At 76.2% G+C, this 18,867-nt stretch carries 17 protein-coding genes; 7 read left to right on the top strand and 10 right to left on the bottom strand.

The genetic code is table 11. The annotated features are described in order from the left end of the window. Positions 1–115 precede the first annotated feature (115 nt). Complete coding sequence (locus tag LGQ04_RS13280; RefSeq protein ID WP_229244526.1) at positions 116–1,297, bottom strand: LLM class flavin-dependent oxidoreductase; 1,182 nt, start codon at positions 1,295–1,297, stop codon at positions 116–118. A gap of 367 nt (positions 1,298–1,664) precedes the next feature. On the opposite strand from LGQ04_RS13280, the gene LGQ04_RS13275 reads away from it, so the two are divergent. Next, positions 1,665–2,009: an RNA polymerase-binding protein RbpA gene (locus LGQ04_RS13275; protein WP_069387551.1), complete on the top strand. Its 345-nt coding sequence runs from the start codon at positions 1,665–1,667 to the stop codon at positions 2,007–2,009. An 81-nt stretch (positions 2,010–2,090) separates the two neighbouring features. Here the strand turns inward: LGQ04_RS13275 and lnt are convergent, their stop codons facing one another. From lnt to LGQ04_RS13230, 9 genes are all read right to left on the bottom strand, one after another. After that, a complete protein-coding gene (gene lnt, locus LGQ04_RS13270) occupies positions 2,091–3,731 on the bottom strand; it encodes an apolipoprotein N-acyltransferase (protein ID WP_229244394.1) in 1,641 nt (546 codons plus the stop codon). A 309-nt stretch (positions 3,732–4,040) separates the two neighbouring features. After that, positions 4,041–5,675, bottom strand: coding sequence for an amidohydrolase (locus LGQ04_RS13265; protein ID WP_229244393.1), 1,635 nt, complete (start codon positions 5,673–5,675; stop codon positions 4,041–4,043). Positions 5,676–5,735: 60 nt separating this feature from the next. Next, on the bottom strand, positions 5,736–8,660 hold the full coding sequence (locus LGQ04_RS13260; protein WP_229244392.1) for a DEAD/DEAH box helicase: 2,925 nt from the start codon (positions 8,658–8,660) through the stop codon (positions 5,736–5,738). Between the two features lie 64 nt (positions 8,661–8,724). After that, the gene (locus LGQ04_RS13255; protein ID WP_229244391.1) at positions 8,725–9,834 is read right to left on the bottom strand and encodes a diacylglycerol/lipid kinase family protein; all 1,110 of its coding nucleotides are present in this window, start codon (positions 9,832–9,834) and stop codon (positions 8,725–8,727) included. A gap of 43 nt (positions 9,835–9,877) precedes the next feature. Continuing rightward, positions 9,878–10,621, bottom strand: a complete 744-nt coding sequence (tatC, locus tag LGQ04_RS13250; RefSeq protein WP_229244525.1) for a twin-arginine translocase subunit TatC — start codon at positions 10,619–10,621, stop codon at positions 9,878–9,880. Between the two features lie 39 nt (positions 10,622–10,660). Next, on the bottom strand, positions 10,661–10,933 hold the full coding sequence (gene tatA, locus LGQ04_RS13245; protein WP_229244390.1) for a Sec-independent protein translocase subunit TatA: 273 nt from the start codon (positions 10,931–10,933) through the stop codon (positions 10,661–10,663). Between the two features lie 42 nt (positions 10,934–10,975). Next, on the bottom strand, positions 10,976–11,302 hold the full coding sequence (locus LGQ04_RS13240) for a hypothetical protein (RefSeq protein ID WP_229244389.1): 327 nt from the start codon (positions 11,300–11,302) through the stop codon (positions 10,976–10,978). Positions 11,303–11,333: 31 nt separating this feature from the next. Next, positions 11,334–12,296, bottom strand: coding sequence for a helix-turn-helix transcriptional regulator (locus LGQ04_RS13235; RefSeq protein WP_229244388.1), 963 nt, complete (start codon positions 12,294–12,296; stop codon positions 11,334–11,336). After that, positions 12,289–13,359: a helix-turn-helix transcriptional regulator gene (locus LGQ04_RS13230; protein WP_229244387.1), complete on the bottom strand. Its 1,071-nt coding sequence runs from the start codon at positions 13,357–13,359 to the stop codon at positions 12,289–12,291. The genes LGQ04_RS13235 and LGQ04_RS13230 overlap by 8 nt, the downstream gene beginning before the upstream one ends. 34 nt (positions 13,360–13,393) lie before the next feature. Between LGQ04_RS13230 and LGQ04_RS13225 the strand changes: the two genes are divergently transcribed. From LGQ04_RS13225 to LGQ04_RS13200, 6 genes are read left to right on the top strand one after another with little or no spacing between them, the layout of a single operon-like run. Then, the gene (locus LGQ04_RS13225) at positions 13,394–14,557 is read left to right on the top strand and encodes a DUF3866 family protein (protein ID WP_229244386.1); all 1,164 of its coding nucleotides are present in this window, start codon (positions 13,394–13,396) and stop codon (positions 14,555–14,557) included. After that, a complete protein-coding gene (locus LGQ04_RS13220) occupies positions 14,554–15,357 on the top strand; it encodes a DUF4129 domain-containing protein (RefSeq protein ID WP_229244385.1) in 804 nt (267 codons plus the stop codon). Before LGQ04_RS13225 ends, LGQ04_RS13220 begins: the two co-directional genes overlap by 4 nt. After that, positions 15,354–15,893: a hypothetical protein gene (locus tag LGQ04_RS13215; RefSeq protein WP_229244384.1), complete on the top strand. Its 540-nt coding sequence runs from the start codon at positions 15,354–15,356 to the stop codon at positions 15,891–15,893. Before LGQ04_RS13220 ends, LGQ04_RS13215 begins: the two co-directional genes overlap by 4 nt. After that, positions 15,890–16,909: an AAA family ATPase gene (locus LGQ04_RS13210; protein WP_229244383.1), complete on the top strand. Its 1,020-nt coding sequence runs from the start codon at positions 15,890–15,892 to the stop codon at positions 16,907–16,909. Before LGQ04_RS13215 ends, LGQ04_RS13210 begins: the two co-directional genes overlap by 4 nt. Beyond that, a complete protein-coding gene (locus LGQ04_RS17810; RefSeq protein WP_229244382.1) occupies positions 16,906–18,279 on the top strand; it encodes a DUF58 domain-containing protein in 1,374 nt (457 codons plus the stop codon). The genes LGQ04_RS13210 and LGQ04_RS17810 overlap by 4 nt, the downstream gene beginning before the upstream one ends. Further along, positions 18,276–18,830, top strand: coding sequence for a hypothetical protein (locus tag LGQ04_RS13200; RefSeq protein ID WP_229244381.1), 555 nt, complete (start codon positions 18,276–18,278; stop codon positions 18,828–18,830). Before LGQ04_RS17810 ends, LGQ04_RS13200 begins: the two co-directional genes overlap by 4 nt. Positions 18,831–18,867: the final 37 nt, after the last annotated feature.

Here is an 18,867-nt window from a genome sequence, read left to right as displayed (position 1 = left end):
CCTGCGTGCTGCGGGTGTGCTGCTGGGGTGGGTGGTGCGGGGTGCCCGACGGCGCCGGGCCGGGTGCGGCGCTCGCGCCCCGGCGCCCGTACGCCGTCGGGCAGGTGCTCGCGGGTCAGAGGCCGAACGCGGCGCCGGCGCGGGCGGTGTCGTCCTCGGCGGTGCGACCGGTCCAGCGGTCCTCGACGGGACCGACGTGGCCGGCGTGCTCGTCGCCCGCGGCACGTGCGGCGGCGACGCGCTCGGCGTGGCTCGGCGGGCCGGCCGGGACGTGCGCGGGCCGGGCGGACTCGGCCTCGGCGCGCAGGACCGGCACGACCTCGCCCGCGAGGAGGTCGATCTGCTCGAGCACGGTCTTCAGCGGCAGGCCGGCGTGGTCGATGAGGAACAGCTGGCGCTGGTAGTCCCCGACGTGCTCGCGCATCGCGCCGTACCGGTCGATGACCTGCTGCGGGGACCCGACGGTCAGGGGCGTCTCGCGCGTGAAGTCCTCCATGGACGGGCCGTGCCCGTAGACGGGCGCGTTGTCGAAGTAGGGGCGGAACTCGTCCCACGCCTTCTGGGAGTCCTTGCGCATGAACACCTGCCCGCCGAGCCCGACGATCGCGGTGTCCGCGGGGCCGTGCCCGTGGTGCTCCCACCGCTGCCGGTAGAACTGCACCATCTGCTGGGTGTGGCGCATGGGCCAGAAGATGTTGTTGTGGAAGAACCCGTCGCCGTAGTAGGCGGCCTGCTCGGCGATCTCGGGGCTGCGGATCGACCCGTGCCACACGAACGGCGGCACCCCGTCCAGGGGGCGCGGCGTGGACGTGAAGCCCTGCAGCGGGGTGCGGAACGTGCCTTCCCAGTCGACGACGTCCTCGGTCCACAGGCGGCGCAGCAGCGCGTAGTTCTCCACGGCGAGCTTGATGCCGTTGCGGATGTCCTGCCCGAACCACGGGTACACCGGGCCGGTGTTGCCGCGGCCCATCATGAGGTCCATGCGGCCGTCCGCGATCACCTGGAGCATCGCGTACTCCTCGGCGAGGCGCACCGGGTCGTTCGTCGTGACGAGGGTCGTCGAGGTGGACAGCACGACGTTCTTCGTCACGCCCGCGAGGTAGCCGAGCATGGTGGTCGGCGAGGAGGGCACGAACGGGGGGTTGTGGTGCTCCCCCGTGGCGAACACGTCCAGGCCCGCCTCGTCCGCGTGCCGGGCGATGGTGAGCATGGAGCGCACGCGCTCGGTGTCGTCGGGGGTCCGGCCCGTCGTGGGGTCCGTCGTCACGTCGCCGACGGTGAAGATGCCGAACTGAATGGTGCGCTCCCGGTGTCCTGAAACCGACCTGATGTTCATGCGTTTGCATGTACAGGCGGGTCAACCCGGGGTCGCGGCCGTTTGTTCCCGCCCACCCCCGCCGCGCCCGGGAGCGGCGAACGTCACGCCCCGACGAGTTGCGCGGGGCACCGAAACCCGGAAGCCTAGGACGGCGACGCGCCGTGGCGGACCCCGGCCCCGACGTCGCGCGACCCGCCCCGGCGGGACGCGTCCCCGACGTTCACCGGACCTTCACCCCGCGCCGGAACACCCCGCCACGACCACGCGTTCCGTACACGTAGACCGGGCGCCCGCGCACCCTCGCCGGCGGTGCCCGACCTCTCCCCGACGACCCCTGGAGGACACCATGGCCGACCGTTCGCTGCGTGGTATGAGCATCGGTGCGAAGAGCATGGAGTCGGACGAGGGCGTCGACTTCGCCCCCCGCTTCCAGGCGCACTACGACTGCCCGAACGGCCACACCATCATCCTGCCGTTCTCCACCGACGCCGAGGTCCCCCCGGTGTGGGAGTGCCGCTGCGGCGCCGAGGCGCTGCTGCGCGACGCCGAGCGCCCCGAGCCCAAGGCCGGCAAGCCCGCCCGCACCCACTGGGACATGCTGCTCGAGCGCCGCACCATCTCCGAGCTCGAGGAGCTCCTCGACGAGCGCCTCGACCTGCTGCGCGCCGGCAAGCTGCGGCGCTCGGCCTGACGCCCGACAGCCACGGAGGCCCGGACCCATCAGGGTCCGGGCCTCTCGTGCGCCCGGGACCCTCCGGGGCGCGCTCGTGCGTCAGCCTCGGACGGCGCGGCGCTCGCGGACGGTCGTGACCGCGCCGGCCGTGACGGCTGCGAGCGCGAGCAGGCCGATCGTCAGGGCGGGCCAGCCGCCGGCCCGCACGGCGGGGGTGAGGTCGGTGCGCAGGGGCAGGGACGCGACGAGCTGGTCGGCGGTGAACAGGGTGGTGTCCTGCAGGAGCGTGCCGTCGGGGGCGACGATGCCGCTGACGCCGACGGTGGAGACCTGCACGGCGGCGCGGCCGGTGGAGATCGCGCGCAGGCGGGTCATCGCGAGCTGCTGGGTGGACTCGGCGGTGTACCCGAAGGAGGCGTTGTTCGTGGGGACGACGAGGACCTCGGCCCCTGCCTGCACCGCGTCGCGCACGAGCACGTCGTAGGCGACCTCGAAGCAGATCACGACCCCGAGGGGGACGGTGCGTCCGAGGCGGTCGGAGTCGAGGTCGACGACCCCGGTCCCCTCGCCGGGGATCATGTCGATGCTGACGCGGTCGACCTGGTCGGAGAAGAGGCGCACGAAGGAGCGCAGGGGGATGTACTCGCCGAACGGGGCGGGGTGCTGCTTGGCGTACCGGTCGACGACGCCGACGCCCGGTTCCCACAGCAGGGACACGTTGTACCGGCCGCCGGTCTCGGGGAACTCCTGCGCGCCGACGAGGATCGGGGCGCCGACGTCCTGCGCGGCGGCGTCGATGGCGGCGGCGACGTCGGGGGCCTCCTGCGGGTCGAGGTCGGACCCGTTCTCCGGCCACAGCACGACGTCGAGCTCTCCGGGGTCGACGGTGTCGAGGAGCGCCCGGGTGCCGTCGAGGTGGTTGTTCAGCACCTCGGCGCGGTTGGCGAACGACCCGAGGCCGGGCTCGCCGACGTTGCCCTGGACGGCCCCGACCTCGAGGGTGCCCGCCTGGGCGCGGACGTCGAGCGGCAGGAGGGCGGGTGCTGTGACGAGGGCGCCGCAGGCGAGGAGCGCCGTGCCCGCGGGCAGCAGGGCGCGGGCCGTGCCGTGCGCGGGGCGCGGCGTGCGGGCGGGCAGGAGCGTGAGCAGGGCGGTGGCGAGGAGCGCACCGACGAGGGCGACGAGGAGCGAGACGAGGACCTCCCCGCCGAGCCAGGCCGCACGGCCCAGCGGTGCGTCCGCCTGGGAGAACGCGAGCCGGCCCCAGGGGAACCCGCCGAACGGCACCTCGGTGCGCGCCTGCTCCGCCCCGACGAACAGCACCGCGAACGTGACGGCCTGCGCCCAGGGGCGGGTGCGCAGCCACGCGCCGCGGCGCGCCCACACCCAGCCCGCGCCGAGCGCGGCGACGAAGCACGCCTCCATGACGGACAGCGCGAGCCACGGCAGGGTGTCCGTCGCCTCGTTCGCCCACCACAGGTGCGGCAGGAAGAACGCGAGGCCCCACGCGAGCCCGACGAGCGCGCCCCACCGGGCGTCGTCGCGCCGCAGCGCCCACAGCAGCAGCGCGACGCCGACGAACGCGGCAGGCCACCACCCGCGGTCCGGGAACGCGGCGTCGGTGAGGAGGCCGCCCGCGACCGCGAGGAGCAGGGTCGTGGCCCGCGCGGGGACGTCCCGCCCTGCGGGACCGGGGACGGGGTGGCCGACCGGGTCGGACGTGGGGGCGGGGGCGGGCACGGGGGCAGACTACGCCACGGACCTGCCCGTACCGCCCGGCCCGTCAGGCGTGACGACGGGGGTACGGCCGGCCCGCGCGCCCTTCGGCCCGTCCCCGCACCGCCACCGGTCGGGGCACGTTTTCTACTGAGCGCGCGGGTCCGGCCTGCCACCCGGCGCGACACACGCCGCGGGGGTCGTCGACGGTGGCTGACCCCCGGGGCGGCCGCGAGGGCCGGAACACCCTGTCGAACCTACTCCCGTGCCCCGGCCTGTCAAGCGGTACCGGTCGCCCCGCCCGCGCACCGGGGCCGGACGCGGGGCGACGTCTCAGGCGAACGTGTCGAACAGGACGACGCCGTCGCGCACCGTCTGCAGGCACGTCGGCCGGGGCGCGTCCCCGCCGAGCTCGGGCAGCAGGGGCGAGCCCGCCCGCGCGTCGGTGCTCCACGAGGACACGGACCGACCGGGCGTGCCCTGCACCACGAGGTGCTCCGCACGCCAGACCGCGAGGTGCGCGGGGGCACCGACCCGCAGCTGGCCCGCCCCCGAGTGGTCCAGCCCGGCGATGCGCCACCCGCCGCGCGTGTGCGCACGGAACGCCGCCCGCGCCGACACCCGCTGGTCCGGGTCCGCGTGCGACATCGCGGCCAGCACCCCCGCCCACGGGTCCAGCCGCGTCACGGGCGCGTCCGACCCGAACGCCACCGGCACGCCCGCCCCGGCGAGGTCGGCGAACGGGCTCAGGCCCGCCGCCCGCGTCGCCCCCACGCGCGCCGCGTACGTGCCGTCCGGGCCGCCCCACGCGGCGTCGAACGCGGGCTGCACGCTCAGCGACACCCCGAACAGCAGCAGCGTCGCGAGCGCCGTCGCGTCGACGAACAGGGCGTGCTCCACGCGGTGGCGCCCCGCCCGCACCGACGCCGCGCCGTGCACCTCCGCGGCCGCCTTGAGCCCCAGCACGAGCTCGTCCATCGCACGGTCCCCGATGACGTGGAAGCCGCCCTGGGTGCCGGCCGCCGCGACGGCCGACAGGTGGTTCGCGACCTGCTCCGCCGACAGGTACAGCGCCCCTCGCTCCCCCGGCGCGTCCTGGTAGGGCTGGCGCAGCGCCGCGGTGCGCGACCCGATCGACCCGTCCACGTTGAGGTCGCCCGCGATCCCCGCCAGGCCCGGGACGTCGGCCAGCAGGGCACGCGCGTCGTCCACGGACGCGCACAGCTCCCCCCGGTACCCCACGACGTGCGGCAGGGCGCCGCCGGCGTCCCGGGTGAGGTCCAGCACCTCGCGCAGCCCCGCCCGCGTGTCGATGTGCGGGGCGCTCATCTCGTGCACCGACACGATGCCCTGGCGTGCCGCGGCGTCCAGCGCCGCCCGGTACAGGGCGGTGCGCCGCGCGGGCGACACCTGCCGGGCGACGTCGCGCGCCACGTGGTGCGCCTCGCCCGTCACCCAGCCCGACTCAGCCCAGCCGGGCCGACCCTCCAGGCCCGCGCGCCGCGCGAGCGCCGTCGACACGACCGCGGAGTGCACGTCCGCGCGGGCCGCGTACACCTCGCGCCCGCCCGCGGCCGCGTCGAGCTCGCCCGCCGTGGGCGGGCGGCCCTCCGGCCACGCGCGCTCGTCCCACCCGAACGCCAGCACCACCTCGTCGCCCGTCGCCGCCGCGGCGGCCGCCGCGACCGCGTCCAGGGCCGACGCCAGGGACGTCACCCCCGCGGTCACGGACAGGTCGGTCCCGGCGAGCGCCAGCCCCGTCTCGAACAGGTGCACGTGCGCGTCGACGAACCCCGGGGCGACGAGCGCGCCGTCGAGGTCGACCACCCGGTCCGCGCGGGCGGCGAGGCCGTCAGCGGTATCGTCCGCGCCGATCCACGCGATCACGCCGTCGTCGACGAGCAGCGCCTCCGCGAACGGGTCCGTCGCCGAATGGATCACGCCGCCGCGGTACAAGGTCGAGGTCACGGACCGTCACGATACCGCCACCGTTCACCACGGCCGCCCGGCGCTCGCGGTCGTGCGGCGTCACACGCTCGAGTAGGCGACGACGCCGCGCCGCAGCCGGTCGATGGCCTGCACGGCGGTGCGGCGCAGCGCGGGCGTGGGTGCGGCGGTGGCGAGCTGGTCGAGGACGTCGATCACCTGCTTGCACCAGCGCACGAAGTCGCCCGCGGCGATCTCGGAGCCGCGCAGCACCGTGTCGAGGCTGCGTCCCACGGCCCAGCGGTGCACGGCCGTGACCAGGCCGGCGTCCAGGTCGCCGGTGGCGTCGAGGCGGTGCGCGCTCTCCAGGTCGTCGACCTCGGACCACACGCGCACGGTGGCGTCGAGGGCGCGCGCGAGCGGCCCCTGCGGACCGCCCGGCACGGCCGGGTCCGTCGCGTCGTCGCGGCGGCCGGAGTACACGCACGTCGACACGACCGCGGCGAGCGCGGGCGCGTCGAGGTCGTCCCACACGCCGCGGCGCAGGCACTCGGCGAGCAGCAGGTCGTTCTCGGCGTACAGGCGGCGCAGCCACTGCCCGTCGCGCGTGACCCGCAGCCCGGCCCCGCCGGTGTCCCCGGCGTCCCCGGCGTCCGCGGTGTGCGTGGGTGCGAGGTACCCGAGGGTGGTGAGCACGTCGCAGGTGCGGTCGAACAGCTTCGCGATGGACCCGGTGCGGCCCTGGACACGGCGCACGAGCTGGTCGTGCTCCTTCTTCAGCCGCGCCCACCGCTCCGCCCAGCGGGCGTGGTCCTCACGGTCCGGGCACCCGTGGCACGGGTGCGCCCGCAGCTCGGCCCGCAGCCGGGCCAGCTCCGCGTCGTCGGCCGCGCCCGAGCGGGCGCGCCCGGCCCGGCCCGGACGGGTCCCCGGCTCTTCGAGCGCGCCGAGGGCGTTGCGCAGGGACGACGCGAGGTCGCGGCGCGCCGCGGGCACTCGCGGGTTGAAGGACTTGGGGATCTTCACCTTCGCCACGGTGCGGATCCCGCCGGGCGCGTCCGCGACGGTCAGCCTCTTCACGGCCCGGTCCTGGGTGAGGACGGTCGGTCGGGGACCGTCGAACCCGGCCCCCTCCCCCGGGTCGAGGACGACGACGTACCCCGCCCGCCGCCCGGACGGCACCTCGACGACGTCGCCGGGCCGCAGCCGCTCGAACGCCGCCACGACCTCCGCGCGCCGGGAGCGGCTCGCCGCCCGCGACAGGTCCGCCTCCCGCGCCCCGATGCGCCGCCGCAGGGCCGCGTAGCCCGCGAAGTCGCCCCGGTCGCACGTCATCGCCCGCGCGTACCCCTCGAGGGCCTCCGCGTGCGCCTGCGCCTGCTTCGCCAGCCCCACCACGCCCCGGTCGGCCTGGAACTGCGCGAACGACGTCTCCAGCACCTCCCGGGCCCGGTCGCGCCCCACCTGCGCGACGAGGTTGACGGCCATGTTGTACGTCGGGCGGAAGCTCGACCGCAGCGGGTACAGGCGCTTGGACGCCAGGCCCGCGAGGTGCACCGGGTCCAGGCCCGCGTGGTCCACCACGACGGCGTGCCCCTCCACGTCGATGCCGCGCCGCCCCGCCCGCCCCGTGAGCTGCGTGTACTCCCCCGGGGTGACGTCCACGTGCGCCGACCCGTCCCACTTCACGAGCCGTTCCAGCACCACCGACCGTGCGGGCATGTTGATGCCCAGCGCCAGCGTCTCCGTCGCGAACACCACCTTGATCAGCCCCCGGCTGAACAGGTCCTCCACCGTCTCCTTGAACACCGGCAGCATGCCCGCGTGGTGCGCCGCGACCCCCCGCGCGAGCGACTCGCTCCACGTCCAGTACCCGAGCACGTCGAGGTCCTCCGGCGGGATCGTCGCCGTGCGCTCCTCCGCGACCCGACGGATCTCGGCCTCCTCCTCCGGCGTCGTCAGCCGCAGCCCCGCCGACAGGCACTGCGTCACCGCACCCTCGCACCCCGCGCGGGAGAAGATGAAGTAGATCGCCGGCAGCAGCCCGTCCTCGTCCAGCGCGTCCACCACCGAGAAACGCGACGGGGTGCGCCGCACCGTGCCCGAGCGGTCGGGCCCGGGGCGCCGACCGCCGCGCCCCCGGTACCCGCGGTCACCCGGCCCGCGCCGTCCCCCCGAACCCCCCGGGCCGCCCGAACGGGGCGCCGCCCGGAACGCCGCGAGCAGGTCCGGGTTGATCGGCGGGTTCACCCCCGGGTCCGTCGGGTCGACGTGCCCCGCGTACAGGTCCAGCAGGTCCGCCCCCAGACCGTGCCGGACACCACCGTGGCGCGCGTCCGCCCGCTCCGTGCCCGAGGACACCAGCACGTGCTGCCACAACGGCACCGGTCGGCGCTCGCTGACGACGACCGTCGTGTCGCCGCGCACCATCTCGAGCCAGTCGCCGAACTCCTCCGCGTTGGACACCGTCGCGGACAGGGAGACGAGCTGCACATCGTCGGACAGGTGGATGATCACCTCCTCCCACACCGGCCCGCGGAACCGGTCGGCGAGGTAGTGCACCTCGTCCATGACGACGTACCCGAGACCGTCGAGCGTCGCCGAGCCGCCGTACAGCATGTTGCGCAGCACCTCGGTCGTCATGACGACGACGGGCGCCTCGGAGTTGATGGTCGTGTCGCCCGTGAGGAGCCCTACCGCGTCGGTGCCGTGGCGGCGCACCAGGTCGGCGTACTTCTGGTTCGACAGGGCCTTGATGGGGGTCGTGTAGAACGCCTTGCGCCCCGTCGCGAGGGCCAGGTGCACGGCGAACTCCCCGACGACCGTCTTCCCGGCGCCCGTGGGGGCCGCGACGAGCACACCACGGCCCTCCTCCAGGGCCTGGCAGGCACGCTCCTGGAAGTCGTCGAGGGGGAAGTCGAGGAGGTGGCGGAAGTCGGCGAGGCGGGTGCGGGCCGCGGCCGCGCGGGAGCGGGACGCGGCGTACCGCTCGGCCGGGCTGCCGGCGGGGGTGTCAGCGGCCGTCATGCCGCTCAGCCTACGGTCCGCGACGGTGCCCGCCGCGCGGGCGTGCCGGGCGGGGCCGGCCCCGTCAGCCGGTGAGGACGCGCAGCGCCCCGTGGACGACCTCGGCGCGCAGCGGCAGCGCCCCCAGGTGCTCGCCGTCGGCGAACGCGTGGGGCGGCGCCGCGCCGTCACCGGCCGGCTCGACGGTCACGGCACGGGCACGCAGCACCCCGACACGCGCATGGTGCAGGTGCCGCCCCGCGTACATGCCGGGGAAGATCCGGGTGGCGCCCCACCGGGTAAACGGCCCCGCGACGACGACGTCGAGGAGCCCGTCGTCGAGGACGGCCCCCGGCGCGATGCGGATGCCCCCGCCGATGCGGGCCCCGTTGGCGACGGCGACCAGCGCCCCGGGGGTCTGCCACACGACCCGCGGGCCCATCGGGCCCGTGCCGTGCTCCACCGGCACCCCCGCGAGCATCTCCGGCAGGTCCCCGTGCGGTGCCGCAGCGGGGCCGTCGCGGACCACGGTGTCCTCGGGAAGCACGGTGTCCTCGGGAAGCACGGTGTCGTCGGGGAGGGTGGCACCGTCGAGGGTGACGCGGTACCCGTACGGGCGGTACCGGGAGATCTCACGCAGCGCGGACCGGGCGTACCGGGCCCGGCCCCGCGGCCACGTGGCCGCGTTGGCGTGGGCGTTCACCGCGGCGTCGACCCCCGCGGACAGCACCCCCGCATACCAGCGCGTGCGACCGCCGGGCGGGGCGGCCACGTGGTCGCCGGTGACGCGCACGGCGTCCACGGCACGCACCCGCGCCGGACCGCCGTCGAGCGCACCCACGAGGGCGTCCGTGCACGCCCCGACCGCACCCGAGGGCAGGCCTAGGGCGTGCGCGAAGTCGTTGCCCGTGCCGACCGCGACGACCGCGAGGGGGACGTCCGTGCCCGCGACGGCGTTCACCCCGAGGTGGACCATCCCGTCCCCGCCCACGACGACGAGCGCGTCCACGCCCGCGGTGGCGCCGTCGCCGCGGACGGCGCTCGCGGCGGACTCCTGGGCGAGGGCGAGGCTGGGTGCGGACAGGTCGAGCACGTCGTGCCCGGCCGCCCGCAGGGCGTGCGTGACGTGCGTCCCCGCGGTGCGCCCGCGCCCGCGTCCCGCGGTGGGGTTGACGACGAGCCCGAGGGTGCTCACCCCCGGTCCTCGCGCCGCGGCGGGCGCGGGGGTGCCGGGCGGGTCACAGGGCGAGCCGGGCGGCGTCGCGCTTGTCGACGCGCCGGTCGTGCAGGTAGCTGATGCCGAGGGCGCCGAAGTACAGGCCGCAGATGGGCAGGGCGACGAAGATCATCGTCAGGGCGTCGGGCGTGGGCGTCATGACCGCGGCGAACACGAACGCGATGAGCACGGCCCAGCGCCACCCCTTCGCCATGGTGGACGCGCGCAGCAGGCCCGCGGAGTTCAGCACGACGAGCACGACGGGCATGACGAACGCGAGGCCGAACGCGAGGACCAGGCGCATGACGAACGACAGGTAGCCCTGCGCGTCGGCGAGGTTGGTCGCGCCCTCGGGCACGAACCCGGCGAGGATGTCGACGGCGTGCGGCAGGACCCACCAGGCGAGGAACGCGCCGCCGAGGAACAGCGGGACGGACGCGCCGAGGAACCCGACGGCGTACCGCTTCTCCTTCGACGTCAGCCCGGGCGTGATGAACGCCCACAGCTGGTACAGCCACCAGGGGCAGGACACGATGACGCCGAGGAAGAGCGCGACCTTGACCTTCATGTCGAGGGCGGAGGCCAGGCCGGAGAAGTTCAGGCTGATGACCTTGCCCTGCTCCTCCGCGGCCCGCTGCAGGGGTGCCTGGAGGGCGTCGAGCAGCGGTTCGTAGAGGAACCAGCCGAGCACGGCGCCGACGACGAGTCCGCACGCCGCGAGGAACAGTCGTTTGCGCAGCTCCAGGAGGTGCTCGCGCAGGGCCATGCGCCCCTCGGGGTCACGACGGGTGGTGCGTGCCACCGATCACCTCGGGGAGGTGTCGTCCGGGGCGGTCGACGACGTGCCTCCGGGGACCGTGGTCGAACCCGGGGTCGTGCTGGTCCCGGTCCCGGTCGCGGGCCCCTGCTCGGGGGTGTTCTCGGTCTTGTCGTCGTCCGTCAGCTCCTTGACCTCCTTCTTGAAGATCTTGAGCGACTGGCCGACGCTGCGCGCCAGGTCGGGAAGGCGGCGCGCCCCGAAGAGCAGCAGGATCACGACGACGAGCACGATGATGTGCCAGGGCTTGAGCATGCCCATGGTGCTACTCCTCCTCGAGGAACTGTCGGACAGGTCTTGAGTCTACGCGTTGAACCGGCGCCACCGGGCCCACACCTGCTCGTCGCGTCGGCGGCGTGCGGCACGGCGGTCGACCCGCTCGGCTCGCAGGGCTGCGACGCGCTCGTGCAGCACGTCGGGGTCGTCGAACAGAGTGGGTGCGGTGGACGGCTGCTCGGACTCGATGCGGCGGGCGAGCTCGTCGGCCTTCGCCCCGAGGTCGGCGGCGACCTGCGACGCCCGTCCCAGCTCGCGCCCGAGCTCCCGCACGGACCGCCACAGCCGACGGGCGAGGAAGAAGGCGCCCACGACCGTGCCGACGACGAGCAGCGCCCAGACCCAGAACCACATGGCGCCCACCCTAACCACTGGCGCGAGACCGTCAGGGGGTGAACGCGTCGTAGGCGGCGAGGGCGGCGGTGGCGGCCCGGCGCACGTCGTCCGCGACGTCCGCGGGCGCGACGGAGCGCACGTGCCGGGCGCGGGCGAGGAGGAGCTGGCGCAACCACACCGGGTTGGTCACACGCAGGCGGACCTCGAAGTCGCCGTCGGGCAGGTCGCGGACCTGTTCCACGGGGACCTGCTCGGCGACGGCGCGGGCCTGGCTCGCGAGGACCAGCGTCGCGAGGGGTGCGTCGCCGGCGGGGGTGAAGTCGACGTCCGGGTCGACGTCGTGCCCTTCCACGGGCGCGTCGAGCTCGACGGCGTCGAGCACCCGGTCGACGCGGAACGTGCGCCGCCCCTGGGCGCGGTGGCACCACGCGAGCAGGTAGGCGTGCTCGTCCTGCGTGTGCAGGGACACGGGGTCGACCTCCCGCTCGGTCGCGGTGTCGGCCGCGGTGACGTAGCGGATGCGCAGGCGGTGCCCTGCCGCGAGGGCGCTCGACAGGGTGGCGACGACGCGCGGGTCGCCCTCGGGTGCCAGGCGCACGTCCAGGGCCGCGGCGGCCTCGCCGGTCGCGTCGGTGAGCTTCGCCAGGACGGACCCGACCACGCGTGCCCGTTCGGGGTCCGCCTGCACGGCGCCCGTCTCGGCCATGGCGCGCAGCGCGGCGACGAGCGCGACGGCCTCCCGGGTGCCGAGGCGCAGGGGGCGTGTCATGCCGCGCGCCTCGGTCAGGCGCACGACGCCCCGTTCGATCGAGTCGGCGTCGAAGTCGATGAGGTCGTCCGGCCAGTAGCCCGGTGTGCCGGAGACCCACAGGGCGTCCACGTCGTCCAGGACCTGCCGTTCGCTCACCCCGAAGTGCCGCGCCAGCTCGCCCACGGGGACGGGGCCCGCGCCGTCGAGGTACGCGACGATGCCCAGGAGCCGCACGAGGCGGTCGTCGGCCCGCTCAGCCACGGGCCCCCACCTCCGTGCCGCCCAGCCCGGCCGCCTCGCGCAGGCGTCGCACGACGACGTCCCGCAGCTCGGGCGGGTCGAGCACCACCACCGCGTCCCCGTACCCCACGACCTCGTCCGCGAGGGAGGAGCGGGCCTCGAACGGCACCTCGAGCACGTCCCGCCCGGCCCCGGACACGCCCGCGGGCGTCACCGACCCGACGACGGTGCCACGGGCCCGCAACGCCGCCGCCCGCTCCGGCACCACCGCCAGCCGCGCGGTCCCGCCCGCGCCCCCTGCCCCCAGGAACGCGTCCACGTCCACCTCGTCCGGCACGTCGAACGCGTCCCGCGGGCCCGTCGCCCGCACCCGATCCTCGACCCGGCTCAGCCGGTACGACCGCGGCGCGCCCCGGTCCACGTCGAACCCCACGAGGTACCAGCCCCCGCGCCGGGCCGCGATCCGCCACGGCTGCACCCGCCGCGCCCGCACCTCGCCCGTGCTCGCCGCCCGGTACGTGAACGACACCGCCCGGCGCCCCGAGATCGCGTCCAGCAGCGTCGAGTACGCGTCCCCCACCGCGCGCACCCGCGGCACCAGCCCCGCCACCGCGTCCATCGCCGTCTCCCCCGCCCCCGCCGCCCGCAGCTTCGTCAACGCCCGCGAGATGTCCGTCCGCAACGACTTGTCCTGCCAGAACTGCGCCGCCAGCGCCAGCACCCCCAGCTCCGCCGGCGTCAGGTCCACCGCACCCAGCGCGTACGCCTCCTGGTCGATCCGGTACCCCACCTCGTCCGCGTGACCCCCCGCGTCCACCGTGACGATCGGGATCCCCAGGTCGCGCAACGTGTCCTTGTCCCGCTCGAACATCCGCTCGAACGCGTCCGGCGACGGCGCGTCCCCGTACCCCGCCACCCCCGCACGGATCTGCTGCTTCGTCATCGACGCGTTCGTGTTCACCAGCGCGATCACCAGGTTCAGCAACCGGGCCGCCGGGTTCGCCACCGAGGACGACGACGACCCGCCCCCGGTACGCGACGCACCAGGGACGGGACCGGACACGGAGGAGGAGGACTCGGACATCGGCACCACGCTAGCGCTCTGTAGGGTGAGCGGCGTGATCACGTGGCGAACCGGCAAGGTGGTGTCGCGCGGCCGGGCCTGGACCGGCGCGCAGGAGCTCACGGTCGACCTCGACCACCCCCTGCCCACCGCACCGCCGCGCACCACCGTCCGCGCCCTCGCCTACACCCACCTCGTCGGCACCCCCGACACCGGCGACACCGTCCTCCTCAACGTCTCCGCCCTCGCCCGCGGGCTCGGCACCGGCGGCTACGCCCTCGTCGTCGGGCCCGCCACCCCCGGCACCCCCCTGCCGCCCGACCCCGCGCCCGGCCCCGGGCACCTCGTCAAGGCCCGCTACACCCCCCTGCAGGCACTCGTCCTCGGCGTCGACGAGCAGGAGTCCCCCCACCACGACACCCTGCGCGACGCCGACACCCTCCACGGCATGCCCGTCGTCGTCGCCGACCTCCACTCCGCCCTGCCCGCCGTCGTCGCCGGCGCCCGCCACGCCGCCGCCCGCGCAGGCAGCCCCGCCCCCCGCGTCGCCTACGTCATGACCGACGGCGGTGCCCTGCCCGCCGCGTTCTCCCGCACCGTCGCCGCGCTCCGCGACACCGGGTGGCTCCACACCTGCATCACCGTCGGCCAGGCCTACGGCGGCGACCACGAGGCCGTCACCACCCACACCGGCCTCCTCGCCGCCCGCCACGTCACCGACGCCGACCTCGCCGTCGTCGCCCAGGGCCCCGGCAACCTCGGCACCGGCACCCGCTGGGGCTACTCCGGCGTCGCCGCCGGAGAAGCGCTCAACGCCACCGCCGCCCTCCGCGGACGCCCCGTCGCCTCCCTGCGCGTCTCCGGAGCCGACCCCCGGGACCGCCACCTCGGCGTCTCCCACCACTCCCTCACCGCCTACGGACGCGTCGCCCTCGCCCCCGCCGACCTCGTCGTCCCCGCCCCCACCCCCGACGTCGAGAACCTCCCCGGCTGGGGACCCGCGCTCACCGACCGCATCACCACCCAGGCCGCCGCCCTCACCGCCCCCGCCGGGCACCACCGGCGCGTCGACGTCACCACCGACACCGCCCTGCTCGACGCCCTGCGCGCCACCCCCGTGCCCCTGTCCACCATGGGCCGCGGACTCGACGACGACCCCGCCGCCTTCCTCGCCGCCGCAGCAGCCGGCATCCACGCCTGGGAGACCGACCAACCATGACCACACCGCAGGGGGCACCGCAGCAGGCACCGCGCACCACCCACCCCGGCCCACGCCGCTTCCTCACCACCACCGCCCTCGCCACCCTCACCCTCCTCGCCGCCGCCACCGCCCCACCCCTCACCTGGACCCCCACCGCCTGGCTCCGACGCCTCGCCCAGGACCCCAGCAACCCGTACGAGCCACCCCCCGTCACCCCCGCACCCACCCCCACCGAACCCCCGCCCGACCTCACCGACCAGAGCGGCTTCGGACTCGGCGACTACCTCCTCGCCCTCGCCGCCGTCGCCCTCCTCGTCCTCCTCCTCGCCCTCGCCCGCCACCTCGCCACCCGCATCCGTCGCGGACGCCCCACCCACGACCCCGCCCACGCCACCCCCGGCGACACCCTCACCACCACCGACGACGACACCCTCCTCCCCCGGCTCCGCGACGCCGTCCACCACGCCCACCACACCCTCGACCCCGCCCTCCCCCCACGCGACGCCGTCGTCGCCGCCTGGGTCGCCCTCGAGGACGCCGCGGCGCTCGCGGGCACGCAGCGCGACCACGCCCAGACCCCCACGGAGTTCACCGTCGCCGTCCTCGACCGCACCCCGGCCGACCCCGCCGCCGTCCGGGCGCTGCGCGACCTCTACCACCGGGCCCGCTTCCGCGACGGCGACGTGGGCGCGCACGACGTGCACCGCGCCCGCGAGGCGCTCGCCCGCCTCGCGACGACCCTCGACGTCACCGCCGACGCCAGGCCCGACGTCCTGCCCGACGGCGCCACGTCCGACGGCGAGGTCCCGGCACCGTGAGGCGCGCCACCCGGGCGCTCCTCGACGCCCTGCCCGCACCCCTGCGCCGCGCCGCCGCCCCCACCGTCGTCGTCGTGCTCGCCACGATCGCCGCCGTCGTCCTCGGCGCCTCGCCCGCGCACGCCGCCGGGTACGGCGCCGTCGTCCTCAGCGCCGTGTGGCTCTGGTACGGCAACGGGTACACCGGCGACGCGACCTGGCCCCGGCTGCCCGCACCCCAGCGCCACGGCGCACGCCGCGACGTCTCCGACCTCGGCTGGGCCATCCTCGGCAAGGACGGGCGCGTCAACGACCGCGCCGCACGACGCACCGTCGCCCTCGTCGACCACCAGCTCGCCCGCCACGGCCTCCGCACCGACGCCGCCGCACCGGACGCCGTCGCCCGACTCACGCCCCTGCTCGGCGCCCACGCCGCCCGCACCCTGCACACCTTCGCCCAGGGCGGCGACCGCCCGACCCCGCACGACCTCGAGACCTGGATCGACGCCGTCGACCGGCTCGCCACAACTCCACCCGACGAAGGGACAGCCCGTTGACCACCCGCCAGGACGCCCACCCCCACGCCCCGGTCGACGCGCTGCCCGTCGCCGACGTCGCGACCCACGGCCAGCGCGTGCTCGACGAGGTCGCCACCGCCGTCGTCGGCATGCGCGAACCCCTCACGCTCGCGCTCGCGGCCGTCCTCGCGGGGGGGCACGTGCTGCTCGAGGACGTCCCGGGACTCGGCAAGACCCTCGCGGCCCGCAGCCTCGCGCGCGCCCTCGGCCTCGACTTCGCGCGCCTGCAGTGCACGCCCGACCTGCTGCCGTCCGACATCACCGGGTCGAGCGTGTTCGACCCTGCGACGCGCACGTTCGAGTTCCGCCCCGGCCCGGTGTTCACCGGCATCTTCCTCGCCGACGAGATCAACCGCACCGCGCCGAAGACCCAGTCCGCGCTCCTCGAGTCGATGGCGGAGCGACAGGTCAGCGTCGAGGGCACGACCCACCCGCTGCCCCGCCCGTTCCACGTCATGGCGACGTCGAACCCCGTCGAGTACGAGGGCACCTACCCCCTGCCGGAGGCGCAGCTCGACCGGTTCATGGTGCGGCTGTCCGTCGGGTACCCCGACCGCGACGAGGAGCGCGACGTGCTCGCCCGGCGCATCGCCCGCCGCCACGAGGACGCGCCCGTCGCCCGCGTCGTCGACGCCGCGACCGTCCTCGCGATGCAGGCCGGCGTCGAGGCCGTCGACATCGACCTCGACGTCGTCGGCTACTGCGTCGACCTCGCCGCCGCGACCCGCACCCACGACGCCCTCGAGGTCGGCGCCTCCCCCCGCGGGTCCCAGAACCTCGCCCTCCTCGCGCGCGCCGTCGCCGTCCTCGACGGCCGCGACTTCGTGCTCCCCGAGGACGTCAAGCGCGTCGCCGTGCCCGTCCTCGCCCACCGGCTCACCCTCACCCCCGCCGCGTGGGCCGCCGACCTGCGCCCCGAGTCCGTGGTCCGCAGCCTGCTCGGGACCGTGCCCGGACCGGCGACCGTCGCGACCCGCGCAGGCGGGAACGGGTGAGCGACACCACCCGCACCGCGGCCCCACCCGTGGTGTGGCGCACCACCACGGCCCTCACGGCGGGCACGGCCGTCGGCGTGATCCTGCTCGGCCTCGGCCTGCTCGCCCGCCGGGCCGACGTCGCGCTGCTCGGCCTCCCCGCGCTCCTCAGCGCCACCTGGGGCTGGACGCACCGGCCCGCCGCACCTGTCACCGCCACCGTGACGATCGACCCCGACGCCCCCGCCGGCACCCTCGGCGCCCGGCTGCGCCTCGACGGCCCGCCCGGCGCCCAGCTCGCCCGCTTCCGCGTCGCGACCACCGGAGACCTCACCGCCGAACGCGTCGTCGACCTCGCACCGGGCCACCGCGAGCTCGCGGTCCGCACCGCCTCGTCACGCACCGGCCCCCAGGAGTCCTACCGCGTCGACCACGTGGCTTACGGGCCCGAGGGCGTCGAGGAGCTCGTCGTCGCCACCACGACCGGACCGCGCCTCCTCGTCCTCCCGCGCCCCGTCCCGCTCGGCCGCGTCCCCCTGTCCTCACGCCTGCGCGGCCTCGCGGGCCCCCACACGTCCCGACGCCCCGGCGACGGGAGCGAGCTGCGCGACGTCGCCGCGATCACCCCCGGCGACGCCGCCCGCCGCGTCGACTGGCGCACCACCGCCCGCCGGTCACCCGCCCTCGACACGCTGTACGTCCGCCGCACCTTCGGCACCGCCGAGGCCACCGTCGTCCTCGTCCTCGACTCCCGCGACGAGGTCGGCCCCGACCTCACCACCTGGGGAGGCGTCGGCAGGCAGCGACGCGACGAACCCACCTCCCTCGACCTCGCCCGGCACGCCGCCGCCTCCGTCGCCCGCGCCGTCCTCGACGCCGGAGACCGCGTCGCCCTCGACGACCTCGGCCAGCTCCGCCGCCCCGTCCGCCCCGGCGGCGGACGCCGCCACCTGCGCCGCATCCTCCACGGCCTCGCCCTCGCCCGGCCCGTCGGAGACCCGTCCGCACGGCTCCGCGCACCCCAGGTCCCCGCCGGGTCCGCCGTCTACCTGTTCTCCACGCTGCTCGACGACGAGGGATCCCGCCTCGCCCGGCAGTGGCACGACGCCGGCCACGTCGTCGTGGTCGTCGACACCCTGCCACCCGTCCACCTCGTCGACGCCACGCGACGGGTCGACCTCGCCTGGCGGATCACGCGGCGCGAGCGCGACGACCGCGTCGCCCGGCTCCGCGCCGCAGGGGTCGACGTCGTCCGGTGGGCCGAGCCCGCCGCCCTCCGGGCCACGTCCCCCACGGGCGGGTCACCGGCCACCGCGCTCGAGCTCGCGGCACGACGGCACGACCAGCGCCGCTCACGGGCACCCCGTCCCGCGCACGGAGGACACCGATGAGACTCCCCGCCCCTCGTCGCACCGACGCACCCGCCCGGCCCCGAGAACCCGTCATCGACGTCGACACCGGCAGGACGTTCAACGGCGTCGCCGTCCGCGCGCTGCTGGCGCTCGTGGCGACCGGCTTCGCCCGGGTCGCGCTCGAGCTCGTCGGCGGGACCCCCGAGGTCCTGTGGGCGGTCGCCGCGACGGCAGGGGCCGCCGTGACCCTCTTCTGCGCGCCGCCCGGCCCCCAGATCCTCCTCGTCGCCGGCGGGCTCGCGCTGCTCAACGGCGACGCGCCGTTCGACCCCCTCGCGCTCGCCCTCGTCGCCCTCGGGCACCTCACGACCCGGCTCGCGTGGTGGTCCGCGCACGTCCCGCCATCGGCCCGCGCCGAGCTGCGGGCCACCGTGCCGGACCTGCGCCGCTTCGCGACCATCCAGGGCGTCGTCCAGGTGGCCGGCGTTGGCCTGCTCGTCCTCGCGGGCACCGACGGCGCGCCCGTCGGGGTCGCCCTCGGCGGTGTCGCGCTCGCCGCGCTCACGGTGCTCGTCCTGCCGCGGCGCTGACCGCACGACGCACGGCCGGGGTGCCCGACGTCACGCC

The sequence above is a fragment of the Cellulosimicrobium marinum genome, assembly GCF_020551945.1.
Taxonomy (GTDB): Bacteria; Actinomycetota; Actinomycetes; order Actinomycetales; family Cellulomonadaceae; genus Cellulosimicrobium; species Cellulosimicrobium marinum.
The sequence above is the reverse complement of the archived record's forward strand: the minus strand, read 5'-3'. Positions and strand labels throughout refer to the sequence as shown.